Genomic DNA, 11,537 nt, shown 5'->3' on the forward strand with positions numbered 1-11,537 from the left:
GGGCTAGGCGGCGGAGAGGTGGACGCCGTCGCGGCCCTGGCGTTTGACGGCGTAGAGAGCCTGGTCGGCGCGGCGGAGGGTCAGCTCCGGGGATTCGCCGTGGCGGGGGAGGGCGACGCCGACGCTGATGGTGCGGCCGATCCGGCGGGCCGCCTCGGTGAGCCGCTCGGCGACCCGGACGGCCTCCTCGGGCCGGCCCACCTCGATCACCGCGACGAACTCGTCGCCGCCGATCCGGTACAGCTCGTCGCCCTGGCGTAGCGCGCCTTCCAACGCCCGGGCCAGCCCGACGAGCACCCGGTCACCCGCCTGATGGCCGTACGTGTCGTTGACGCTCTTGAAGCCGTCCACGTCGATCGCCAGCAGTGCGGTGCGTCCGGGGGTCGCGTGCGCGATCCGTTGCCCGAACGGGCCGGTGTGGCGCAGCCCGGTGAGCGGGTCGGAGTTGGCCTGTTTACGGAGCCGGTCCAGGGTGCGTAGTCGGTCCAGGCAGCTCCACGCCTGACCGGCGAGCAGCTCCATCAGGTTCACCGTGGCGGCATCCGGTCGCCGCAGCCGTTCGTCGGCGACCAGCAGCACGCCGCCGCCGTCGGCCGGACCGACCGGGACCGCGACCAGCGTGCGTACGCCGGCCCGGACCAGTGGCTCGTGTTCGAGGGTGGGCGGATGGCCGGCCTCGCCGAGGGTGTAGCCGGCACCGTACCGGTGGACCCGTTCGACGATGCGCCGCAGCGCCGCCGGTCCTGCCTCGGTCAACTCGGCGCGGATCCGGGCCTCCAACTCGCCGGGGGCCGCCGGTGGGCTGGCGAGCCGGGGGCCGCCGCGGCCGCAGAGCACCAGAACGGCCGCGGCGAGGGTCGACACGTCCCGAGCCGCCCGGATCGCGGCGCAGAGGAGTTCCCGCTCGGTGCTGGCGGCGGTCATCGCCGCGGCGTGCCGCAGCAGCTTCTCGCTGCGGCTCTCCGCCGGACCGCCGAGGGCGACGATCCGGGCGCCGAGCCGGGCGGCGACCCGCTCGGCCGTGGCCCGCCACCACGCGAGGTCGGCCGGGGCGGTCCATTGCAGATCGAGTACGCCGAGCGGGCGGCCCGCCGGGTCCAGCACCGGTACGCACACCTCGGCGACGACGTCGGGGCGTACCGGAATGTGGTCGGGATCGGCGGTGACGTCCGGTACGACGGCGGGCCGGCCCCCGGTGTGCACCCGGCCGACGATCCCGGCGTCCGGTGCCACGGTGGCGAAGACCTGCCAGGACCCGGTGGCGGCGACGCAGCGGAGCTGATCGTTCACGTGCAGCAGGACGGCGATGGTCGCGGGCGTGAACTGGGCGAGGGCGTCGACCATCGTCTGGCACGCCTCGGCAACGGTCGACGTCCGGGGCAGGCGGGCCGTGACGTCACGGATGACTCGCTGATGATCCACTCGCACGTCGTTCCAGGTCGGGGGTGGTCCGGCCAGTGCCGGGCGCTGATCAAGCCTACCCAGCGGGCGGGGCCGTCGACCTTCGTACACATGTGCTATCCACAGGATGTGGACGACGCTCCGGTGCCAGCGGGTCTAGCGTGGAGATCCCGGAGTGGAGGCCCGATGCTCATCGCCCACCTCAGCGATCCACACCTGACCACCGGCGCGCTCGGCGCCGAGCCGGCCGCCGGGCTGCACCGCGCACTCGGCCGGGTGCTCGCGCTCAACCCCCGGCCGGACTGCGTGGTGATCACCGGAGACCTGGCCGACCACGGCCGCCCCGACGAGTACGCCGTGCTGCGTGAGGTGCTCGGCCGGTTCCCGCTGCCGGTGCACCTGGTCGCCGGCAACCACGACGATCGGGAGTCACTGCTGGACGCCTTCGGCGGCACACCGTGGCTGGGCGGCGGATTCTCCGCCTATTACCAGGTCGACCACCCGGGGCTGACGCTTGTGGTGCTCGACTCGCTGGTGCCCGGGACGGACGGCGGGCGGCTCGGCGACGAACAACTCGACTGGCTCGACCGGGTGCTCGCCACCCGCCCCGAAGTGCCGGCAGTGGTCTGCCTGCACCACCCGCCGATCGAGGTGGGCATCCCGGCCATGGACGCGATCCGGCTCGCCGACGGTCCGGCCCTGGCCGACGTGCTGCTGCGGCATCCCCACGTGGCACGCGTGGCCGCCGGCCACCTGCACCGGCCGGTGACCGCAGCCTTCGCCGGTACGGTCCTCACCGTCGCGCCGAGCACCTGGCGGCAGGTCGCGTTGACCATGACCGACGACCCGCAGGTCTATTTCGTCGCCGAGCCCACCGCGTTGCTGCTGCACCAGGTGACCACTGCCGGCTGTGTCACCCACACCGTGCAGGTCAGCCACACCGCTGGCCCGATCTGCGGCTTCTGAGACCGAGGCGGAGCGAAGGTGTGCCCGTTCGGGCCACTGATCATCGACTCGTGTCGACTCGCCGGCCGCGAACCGGTCGATCAGAATGACCACACTGGACGTTCGGTAGCGGCCCGCCCGGCTCGAATCGGCGGCACATACCCCGCAAGCGTTCACGTTCCCGGTTCACATAGTTAATCTCGCTCCGTCACGTGCTGCGTGACTGATCCGCGTCGAAATATCGGCGTTCTCAGTGGGGGTAGAAACATGACGAAGAGATTCACCGGAATCGTGGCCGCGCTCACCGTCGCGCTCGGCGGTTCACTCACCGTGGCCACCCCGGCGCAGGCCGCTACTCCGGCCATCGAGATAACGAAGGTCTACTACGACTCGCCGGGCACGGACAACCGCTCGAATTCCAGCCTGAACGCCGAGTACGTGAAGCTGACCAACCGGCGCTCCAGCACCATCAACCTGAAGAACTGGACGTTGCGCGACAAGGCGAACCACGTCTACACGTTCTCCGGCAACGTCAAGCTCGCCAAGGGCAAGAGCTTGATCATCCGTACCGGCAAGGGCACCAACACCGCCAGCACCCGTTACTGGGGTTCGGGCAACTACATCTGGAACAACACCGGGGACACCGCGTACCTGCGTAACGCCAGCGGCAAGCAGATCGACAAGTGCGCCTGGTCCACGAAGGGCAACGGCTACACCAACTGCTGAAGCGCAAGCAGGGGTCCCCTGTTAACGGATTTTGTATAGGAAGGGCCCCCTCTTAACGAGGGGGCCCGCCGCCGGCATCGCGGACGTCGAGGACCGCTGCCTCAGCCTTCGAGCGGCGGGCGGTCGATGTTGAGGTGGAAGGCCCGTTCCTCGGCCTCCTGCCGGGCGGCGACGAAGTCGCGCTGCCAGTCCGGAGCGCCGTCCGGGATGCGCGCGACCACATGCTCACTGCGTACCCGGCCCTCCGCGTCGATCAGGGAGACTCCGACGACCGTGTGCCCGCGCCCCGGGATGGCGTAGTGGCGCACCGCCCACCGGGCGGACGTCTCCAGGGCGTGGCGGCGCCGCCGGGCACCGGCCGTCACCGCCAGGAAAACCAGCAGTACGACGGTCAGTACGACGATGGAGACGGCCAGGAACGCGATGATCCGCACCTGGCCCAGGCTAGCGCGCATCCGCCCCGGGGCACACCGTGCCGAGATGTCGCTGGGCAGCCAGAACGCGATTCGGGGCTGGTCTCCGCTCACCCCAGCCCGAGGCTCAGCGCCAGCTCAGCGATCACCGCCGGAGCTTTCGGATCCCGGGCGACCTCCGCCAGCACATCCCGACCCACCGGCCGGCGGCGCACCTCGTACGGTGCCAGCCGCTCCGCGTTGAGCAGCACCCGCGCCGTATTCGCCGGATCCCCGGCCCGGAGGAACCCACGGGCGGCATCGATCACGGTCACCGGTCACGACGCCGCCACGGCCGATCCGGCACCGCCCGAGTCGTCTCCTCGATCGGTATTCGCTCCGCCTCAGCCTGAGCGAGAATCCGCTGCTTCGCCGCCTCCCGTTCCGCCGCCTGAATCTGCTCGCCCCGCCTCTGCCCTTGATCGCGCTCCGCACCGCCCACGTACGACCCCTTCTCGGAAAGGGGCACGGCGGTGTTCTCGGGAGATGTCGCCACCGTCGCGCCAGCCAACGAGCGCGACCGCAACAGATCAGGAAAGGGCATGCGGCCGTGCTGTAATTGGGGCGCTACGGAAAGTGCAGTTGCTGGCTGGAACGCTTACGCACCACTACTGCGCGGTCAGGCTCATCCGCTTGCACAGCCCCCGCAACTCCGGCGACGCCGCCCCCTTGCGCAGCAACGACCGGGCCGTCTCCCGCGCCGACACCGACGAGCGGGCGTGTTGCGGGCCGACCCGCTCCGCGGCGAGCAGCATCCGTACGGCATCACGGTCCCGGCCGACCGCCTCGGCGGCCCGGCCCAGGTCGAGCCAGAAGTACACCTGCCGCACCGCAGGCAGACCGCCGTCCCTGGCTGGAACGCTCACCATCCGAAAGTCGTACATCTGTGCGATCGTGGCCGCTACTGTATGAAAACGTGCCATGACGGAGCGAGTTTCGGCCTTCTGTCAAGTGCACTCTCGGACTAGGATGTAGTTGCGCGACCCCGTCCGACGAAAGAGCCCCTGGGCTCTGGCGAGAGCCTAGTTGGGCGGGGGTTCGTGCCGTTGGCCTAGTAGTAGTGGGTCTTGCCGGCGGCCCAAAGGTCGTACTCATAGCGGATCTTCGACTGGATCATGTCGAAGTAGGTGTGATCCCCGCGCTCACGCTTCCTCGTGACAGCCCAGGTGCAGTAGTCCGCAGCCTGCAAGGCGAAGTCACTCGCACAGGGCCAGAAGGCCAAGCTCCGCTTCACCCTGTAGCTGATGCACTGAGTCAAGACCGCGTCGATCGCACCGCGGAACGCCTTGCGAGTCTTCTTGGTGCCCAGCTCGGCGGCCACGATGAGAGCTTCGTCGTTCGGGTCGAAGATTCTGGGAGCAATCCAGTTTAGATGGTAATACCACGCGTATCGGAAGAAGGTGGCGTCATCCTGCCGGACGTGAGGCTGAGCCTTCGACTTCTCTAGCAAGGTCACGTCGAACTGGAAGTCAAGGGACGACAGGACGCCGAAGACCGCTTGCCGCACATCGTATGGATCGTCAGTGGCATGGAAGTAGGAGTCGAGACCATGGTTGCGGAAAGCAAGCTCGTCTCGGAGCGCCGCCAATGTAGCTCGCAGCTTCCGCAGCTCAGGCTCGTCGATGACCAGCGTGCCCACGGCAAAGTACCTGGAGATGTTGGGCCCCTTGGTGAAGGTCAGGTCACCGCTCTCATCTGAGAACAGGAAACGACGTGCCACAAACCACTCCGGGGGCGTCAGACGAGGGGATCTACATCCTAGTACCTGGACCGTTACGGTACGTTCATCTTCTCGGCGAGTCACACCAGGCGGATGGCCTTGCCAAAGAAGGCTCCTTCGCTCCTTGGGCCACTTGCGAACGGCGAAGGCTCGATCTTTCCGTACCCGCAACGGCTTCGCTGCGTACGTCTGGGTCACCAAGCCGGACGGCAGGTGGACCTGAGCGTATGTCTACGGCCCGACCCGTGAGGTCGTCCACGGCAAGTGGATCAAGCTGCACCAGCGGGCCAAGGTCGGCCGGTCGCTACCGGGTGCCGACACCCTGGGTGGCGCTGAAATGTCTGGGGGAAAGCTTGCGGTAACGGCCACTGCTGTACGAAGCACTAGAGGGCACACCCGTCGATAGGATGTGCCCTCTTACCTGGTCGGGGTGGCCGGATTCGAACCGACGACCTCTTCGTCCCGAACGAAGCGCGCTACCAAGCTGCGCCACACCCCGAGGCGTGCCGACAAATAGTAGCCCACCCGCCCGGAGGGTCAAACTCGGTACCCCCGGCAGCGGATCAAAGCAGTGTCAGCGGGGGATCAGGGTGAGCAGGCTGGCTTCGGGCGCGCAGGCGAACCGGACCGGTGCCGTGGGGTGGGTGCCGAGGCCGGCGGAGACGTGCAGCCAGGAGTCCGAGCCGGGCCAGCGGTGCAGTCCCTTCGCCATCGACCGGGGCAGGCCGCAGTTGGTCACCAACGCGCCCACCCCCGGTACGCAGACCTGGCCGCCGTGGGTGTGTCCGGCGAGCAGCAGCCCGAAGCCGTCGGCGGCCATCTCGTCGAGCAGCGACGGCTCGGGGGAGTGGGTCAGGGCGATGGAGAGATCCGCGGTGGTGTCGACCGGGCCGGACACCGAGGGGTAGTCGTCGCGTTCGATGTGTGGGTCGTCGACCCCGACCATGTCGATCGCTCGGCCGCCGGCCTTCACCGTGGCGCGCCTGTTGTTCAGGTCGCTCCAGCCGGCCCCGGTGAGCACGTCCCGCAGCTCGTCGTAGGGCAGTTCGGCACCCTCGGTGTACTCCCGGTTGGGCAGGAAGTAGGTGAACGGGTTCTTCCAGACCGGCCCGGTGTAGTCGTTCGAGCCGAAGACGAAGGCGCCCGGGTAGTCGAGCAGGGGTTGCAGGGCGCGCAGCACCCCCGGCACCGCCCCCGGGTGGGCCATGTTGTCGCCGGTCACCACGACCAGGTCGGGATCGAGAGCGGCGAGCGACGCCACCCACCGCTGTTTGCGTGCCTGGTTGGGGGTCATGTGCAGGTCGGACAGGTGCAGCACGCGCAGCGGCTCGGTGCCGGTCGGCAGCACCGGGACATCGAAGCGCCGGAGGGTGAACATGTTGCGCTCGACGAGTGAGGCGTACGCCAGGGCGGCGGCGCCCGTCGCGACGGTGGCGGTCGCGAGCCGGAATAGTGTGCGCTTTCCCATGCCGATCAGGGTAGTTTGACCGTCCATGAGCACGCTGAAGGACCGTCTCACCGCCGACATGCGCGCCGCCCTGAAGGGCCGCGACGAGCTGACCACCTCCACCCTGCGGATGGCCCTGGCCGCCGTCGGCAACGCCGAGGTGTCGGGCAAGGCCAAGCGCGAGCTCACCGACGACGAGGTGCTGGCCGTGCTGACCAAGGAGGCCAAGAAGCGCCGGGAGGCGGCGACCGCCTTCGCCGACGCGGGGCGCGCCGAGCAGTCCGCCCGGGAGATCGCCGAGGGTGAGGTGCTGGACCGCTACCTGCCGAAGCAGCTCTCCGACGACGAGTTGACCGAGCTGGTCGCGGGGGCGCTCGCCGCCGGCGGGTTCACCGGCAAGGCGCAGATGGGCCCGGCGATGAAGGCGGCCCAGGCCACCGTGGCCGGCCGGGCCGAGGGTGGCCGGGTGGCCGCGGAGGTACGCCGCCAGCTCGGCCTCTGACCACGCGAGCCGCCGCACCAGCCGGCGGCCGGAGCCATGACAACGCGGTACGGGCGGACATCCTGTCGAGGATGCCCGCCCGTACCGTTCGGATCGCTTGTGGCTCAGCCGTTGGGTCGGCCGTTGCCGGGCCCGCCCGGCGGTCCGTTGCCCGGCCCACCGTTGTTGCCGTCACCACCGTTGTTGCCGCCACCGCCGGCGCTGACCTGGATGGTCACCACGCCGCCCTTGATGGTGCGGTTGCTCGGGCTGGTGCCGGCGGCGGTGCCGGCCGGGCAGTTCGAGACGATCGGGTTGCTGGAGACGACCGGCTGGAAGCCGGCTCCGGAGATGCGCTGTTTCGCCGTCTCGATGTTGACGCAGTTGACGCTGGGGATGGGGCGCTGGTCACCTTCGGAGATCTTCCGGCCCGGTGGGTCGAAGTTGATCGCCTTCTTGCCCTTCATGGCGTCGCGCAGCGTCTCGAAGACCGGCCAGTTGACGCCGTCCGAGGTCTTGTGCTTCATCCGGACGTTGGTCTGCGGCCAGTCCGGGTCGGCCAGGATGCCGGCCACCGCGTACTGCTTGGTCATCGCGACCAGGGAGGCGGTCTTCTCGGCGTCGGTGGTGCCGGACTTGCCGGCGATCGGCTTGCCGACCATGCCGCGGCCCTCGGCGGCCGTCCGGCTGCTGCCGCAGCTGCCGCCGGAGGGGCTGTCGCCGACCGGGCATCGGGCCGCGTCGACGGCCGCCCGCGCGACATCCTTGCTGAACCGCTGCTCACAGCGGGGCTTCGCCACGTCCAGTTCGTTGCCGTCCAGGTCGGTGATCTTCTGCACCGGGATCGGTTCGCAGTACTTGCCGTCCGCGGCCAGGGTCGCGTACGCGTTCGCCAACTCCAGTGGGGTGGTCTGCGACACGCCGAGGGTGAAGGCGCCCCACTGGTGCGCGGCCTCCTTGTTGTTGGCGAACTTCGCGTCGTCACTGTCCCGGAACCCGATGCCCAGCCGCTTGGCCACGTCGACCACGTTCTCCGCGCCGACCTGCTGCTGGAGCGGGACGAAGTAGGTGTTGGTCGAGGACGAGAAGGCGCTGCGCATGTCCTTCACGCCGCCAGGCTGGAGGTCGGAGTTGGTCGGGCAGTAGAAGTGCGTGCCCGGGCAGGCGGCGGAGCTGCTGGGGTCGATGATGTAGTCGGACTTGAACTGCTGCGGCGCGTTGATGGTGTGGCTGAGCGGCAGACCCTTCTCCAGCGCGGCCACGATGGTGAAGATCTTGAACACCGAGCCGGCCTGGTAGCCGGTGATTCCGTCGCCGCCGGTGAGCAGGGGGTTCACCGTGTTGGGGTAGTTGCCGAGCCGGCCCCGGTCCCGCTGCTTCGGATCGCTGTGCGGCAAGTTCTTCGGCTTCTTCGGGTTGTCGAGCTTGAAGTTCCGGTTGACCGACAGCGCCCGCACCCGGCCGGTGCCGGGCTCCACCACCGCCAGCATGATGGCTTCCTTGGAGTTCACCGGTCGGGACCGCTTGACCGCATCGTCGGCGGCCTTCTGCGCCTGGACGTCAAGAGTCGTGACGATGGTGTAGCCGCCGCTCTTGAGCCGCCGCTCCCGGTCGTACGAGGTGGAGCCGAAGGTCTCCTCCGACATCCACCAGCGGTAGAAGGCGTCGCAGAAGAAGCCCCAGGAGATCTTGTTGGTGGCCACGCAGCCGTTCGGGGTCCGCTTGTCCTTGACCTTCAGCTTGACGGCCTTGGCCTTCGTGGCCTCGTCCTCGGTGATGGCACCGATCTTGGCCATGTTGTCGATGACGTAGTCACGCCGGGCGACCGCCTGCGGGTAACCGCTCTCGGTGGTCGGGTCGAACGAACTCGGCGCCTTGACCAGGCCGGCCAGCATGGCGGCCTCTTCGATCTTCAGATCCTTCGGCGGCTTGTTGAAGTAGACCTGGCTGGCGGCGTAGACGCCGTACGCGCCGTTACCGAAGGCGGCGAGGTTGAGGTAGCCCTCCAGGATCTCGTCCTTGGTCATCTCCTGGTCCACCTGGAGCGCGTACCGCATCTCGCGCAGCTTGCGGGCGCTGGTGTCCTCGGTCGCGGCGATCACGTCGGCCGGGTGGGTGGCCGAGTACGCGATGTTCAGCCGGACGAACTGCATGGTCAGCGTGGACGCGCCCTGCTTGTCGTTGGTGGCCGAGCTGTTGTTGACGAAGGCTCGGGCGACGCCGTTGAGGTCGACTCCGTTGTGCTCGTAGAAGTCGTGGTCCTCGGCGGCGACGATGGCCTTCTGCATGTGCGGCGAGATGTCCTTGAGTGGCACCTCACGACGATTCTCGTCGTACATCGTGGCCAGTGGTGTCTTGCCGTCCTTCGCCAGCAGATAACTGATCTGGGGGGCGCGGGCTGTCGACAGCTCCTTCGGCAGTGCGCCGAAGGTGTCCGCACCGGCCTTGGCGGCCAGGCCCGACATCGCCACCGCGGGGAAAGCCGCGGCGGCGACCACTACGCCAGCCAACAGCCCACAGATCAGCAGCGATGCGGCGTTGGTCAGGACGTTGTGGTCACGTTTCCGCATCCGAGTCACCTCGACAGAGTACGCGAACAGGTAGCGAGGGCCGTCGCGGCGTCTTTTCCCCATTTCCTGCGCGCGCCGGCCTCGTTGTGCTAGACGCGTGGCACCGGCGTCCGGTTGCGAATCCGGGCCGAGTTTCCTTCCCGGGAAGCCCGGCTCGCAGCGTTTTCGTGGACATCGGTGGGGTAAGCGACGGTCCCGCGCCCGAGAAGCCGGGACTGTCCGAAATGATGGATTTAGCCGACAACGTTGCGTAATCGGGCGACTACAGAGCATGATGGTGTGCGGCGACAGCGCCACATGTCGTCCGCGCCGCCTCAGGGGGTAGGGCCGCGGGCGCTCGGGGGGAGAAAAGACCGGCTGGCCCGCGACGGCGTCGGTAGTACTTGCAAGGGGGGACGTGTACAGATGGGCATGATCACTGACTGGCCGTCATTGGCGGCGTGTCAGAACGGGGACCCGGACGCGTTGTTCGTACAGGGCGCCGAACAGAACGTGGCGAAACGGATCTGCCGGAGCTGCCCAGTTCGGTACGAGTGCCTGGCCGACGCGCTGGACAACCGGATCGAGTTCGGCGTGTGGGGTGGCATGACCGAACGCGAACGCCGTGCGTTGCTCCGCCGTCACCCGCAGGTCACCAGCTGGCGGAAAATGTTCGAAGCGGCGATGAAGAAAAACGCCAAGGACAAGGCCGCCAAGGACCGCATCCTGGCCACCACCATGACCAGTTCCTGACCGACCCGGTCAGGAGCGGCTGATCGCCGCGCCGATCGTCCGCAGCCCGTCGACGTCGTGCACGTCGGCGGGCTGCGCCGCCACCGAAACCGTCGGCACCTCGGGAAACGTCTCGGTGAAGCGGGCAGCCACCTGTTGTTCGCGTACCGCCTGCTCGGCCAGGGTGGCGTGGGCCCGCAGCACCTCGACGGTGCCCTCGTGGCCACCGGCCGCGGCCAGCCGCTCCGCGGCGGCGCGGCTCTCCGGCGCGGCCAGGTCGGCCACGGCCGGGCGGTGCACCCGGTTGAGCACCAGACCGGCGAGCGGCATCTGCTCCTCGCGCAACCGGCCGGCGAAGTAGGCGGCCTCCCGGACCGCGTCCGGCTCCGGCGCCGCGACCAGCAGGAAGGCCGTCTCACCCGCCTGAAGGATGCGGTACGTCTGCTCCGCCCGCTGCCGGAACCCGCCGAACATCGAGTCGAGCGCCGCCACGAAGCCGGACAGGTCAGCCAGCAACTGGGTGCCGAGCACCTTCTGCACCACCCGGGAGAACATCCCGAAGGACGCGGTGACGAGACTGAACATGCTGCGCCCGCCGGTACGCGCCGGCGCGAGCAGCAGCCGCAGCATCCGGCCGTCGAGAAAGCGGGACAGCCGGGCCGGCGCGTCGAGGAAGTCCAGCGCGGAACGCGACGGCGGGGTGTCCACCACGATCAGATCCCACTCGCCGCGCGCGTGCAGCTGGCCGAGCTTCTCCATGGCCATGTATTCCTGGGTGCCGGAGAAGGTGGAACTCATCGCCTGGTAGAAGGGGTTCGCGAAGATCTCCGCCGCCTTCGCCGGGTCGGTGTGCGCGAGCACCACGTCGTCGAAGGTGCGCTTCATGTCGAGCATCATGGCGTGCAACTCGCCGCCGCTGGACTCGACGTCGATGCCCTTGACCTGCCGGGGGGTGTTGTCCAGCTCGGTCAGGCCGAGGGACTGGGCCAACCGCCGGGCCGGGTCGATGGTGAGCACCACCGTACGCCGGCCGTGCTGCTCTGCCGCGCGCAGCGCGAGCGCGGCGGCGGTGGTCGTCTTGCCC

At 68.8% G+C, this 11,537-nt stretch carries 11 protein-coding genes, 1 tRNA gene and 2 pseudogenes; 5 read left to right on the forward strand and 9 right to left on the reverse strand.

The genetic code is table 11. From position 1 onward, the window contains the following. Positions 1-3 precede the first annotated feature (3 nt). Positions 4-1,458: a sensor domain-containing diguanylate cyclase gene (locus tag C1I93_RS22780; protein ID WP_420811792.1), complete on the reverse strand. Its 1,455-nt coding sequence runs from the start codon at positions 1,456-1,458 to the stop codon at positions 4-6. A 129-nt stretch (positions 1,459-1,587) separates the two neighbouring features. On the opposite strand from C1I93_RS22780, the gene C1I93_RS22785 reads away from it, so the two are divergent. Both C1I93_RS22785 and C1I93_RS22790 read left to right on the forward strand, forming a co-directional pair. Then, positions 1,588-2,367, forward strand: coding sequence for a phosphodiesterase (locus C1I93_RS22785; RefSeq protein ID WP_111245343.1), 780 nt, complete (start codon positions 1,588-1,590; stop codon positions 2,365-2,367). Positions 2,368-2,613: 246 nt separating this feature from the next. Continuing rightward, entirely contained in the window at positions 2,614-3,072 is a 459-nt protein-coding gene (locus C1I93_RS22790; RefSeq protein WP_111245344.1) for a lamin tail domain-containing protein, read from the forward strand. Positions 3,073-3,173: 101 nt separating this feature from the next. Here C1I93_RS22790 and C1I93_RS22795 read toward each other — a convergent pair whose 3' ends face one another. The 4 genes and pseudogenes from C1I93_RS22795 to C1I93_RS22815 all read right to left on the reverse strand — a co-directional run bounded on the left by C1I93_RS22795 (position 3,174) and on the right by C1I93_RS22815 (position 5,244). Further along, the gene (locus C1I93_RS22795; protein WP_146603560.1) at positions 3,174-3,506 is read right to left on the reverse strand and encodes a hypothetical protein; all 333 of its coding nucleotides are present in this window, start codon (positions 3,504-3,506) and stop codon (positions 3,174-3,176) included. Between the two features lie 89 nt (positions 3,507-3,595). Next, complete coding sequence (locus tag C1I93_RS22800; RefSeq protein ID WP_111245346.1) at positions 3,596-3,799, reverse strand: hypothetical protein; 204 nt, start codon at positions 3,797-3,799, stop codon at positions 3,596-3,598. 333 nt (positions 3,800-4,132) lie between these two features. Further along, positions 4,133-4,363, reverse strand: a pseudogene (locus C1I93_RS22810) (XRE family transcriptional regulator); the annotation flags it as partial. A 212-nt stretch (positions 4,364-4,575) separates the two neighbouring features. Next, on the reverse strand, positions 4,576-5,244 hold the full coding sequence (locus C1I93_RS22815) for a DUF3800 domain-containing protein (protein ID WP_111245348.1): 669 nt from the start codon (positions 5,242-5,244) through the stop codon (positions 4,576-4,578). A gap of 93 nt (positions 5,245-5,337) precedes the next feature. Here C1I93_RS22815 and C1I93_RS32670 point away from each other — a divergent pair. After that, a pseudogene (locus C1I93_RS32670) lies at positions 5,338-5,572 on the forward strand (hypothetical protein); the annotation flags it as partial. A gap of 94 nt (positions 5,573-5,666) precedes the next feature. Here the strand turns inward: C1I93_RS32670 and C1I93_RS22825 are convergent. Both C1I93_RS22825 and C1I93_RS22830 read right to left on the reverse strand, forming a co-directional pair. Then, a tRNA-Pro gene (locus tag C1I93_RS22825) sits at positions 5,667-5,743 on the reverse strand. Positions 5,744-5,818: 75 nt separating this feature from the next. Then, positions 5,819-6,712 (reverse strand): metallophosphoesterase, encoded by an 894-nt coding sequence (locus C1I93_RS22830; RefSeq protein ID WP_111245353.1) that lies wholly within the window; start codon positions 6,710-6,712, stop codon positions 5,819-5,821. 25 nt (positions 6,713-6,737) lie between these two features. Between C1I93_RS22830 and C1I93_RS22835 the strand changes: the two genes are divergently transcribed. After that, positions 6,738-7,193: a GatB/YqeY domain-containing protein gene (locus C1I93_RS22835; RefSeq protein ID WP_111245349.1), complete on the forward strand. Its 456-nt coding sequence runs from the start codon at positions 6,738-6,740 to the stop codon at positions 7,191-7,193. Between the two features lie 104 nt (positions 7,194-7,297). On the opposite strand, the gene C1I93_RS22840 is transcribed toward C1I93_RS22835, so the two are convergent. Beyond that, positions 7,298-9,742 carry a penicillin-binding protein gene (locus C1I93_RS22840; RefSeq protein ID WP_111245350.1) on the reverse strand — a complete coding sequence of 815 codons (2,445 nt, stop codon included), beginning with the start codon at positions 9,740-9,742 and terminating at the stop codon, positions 7,298-7,300. A 405-nt stretch (positions 9,743-10,147) separates the two neighbouring features. Between C1I93_RS22840 and C1I93_RS22845 the strand changes: the two genes are divergently transcribed. Further along, a complete protein-coding gene (locus C1I93_RS22845) occupies positions 10,148-10,474 on the forward strand; it encodes a WhiB family transcriptional regulator (RefSeq protein WP_111245351.1) in 327 nt (108 codons plus the stop codon). A 9-nt stretch (positions 10,475-10,483) separates the two neighbouring features. On the opposite strand, the gene bagB is transcribed toward C1I93_RS22845, so the two are convergent. Beyond that, positions 10,484-11,537: ArsA family ATPase (gene bagB, locus C1I93_RS22850; RefSeq protein WP_111245352.1), on the reverse strand; the 1,054-nt coding region annotated here is incomplete at its 5' end.

Origin of the sequence: Micromonospora endophytica (assembly GCF_003236305.1) — a bacterium.
Classification (GTDB): domain Bacteria; phylum Actinomycetota; class Actinomycetes; order Mycobacteriales; family Micromonosporaceae; genus Micromonospora; species Micromonospora endophytica.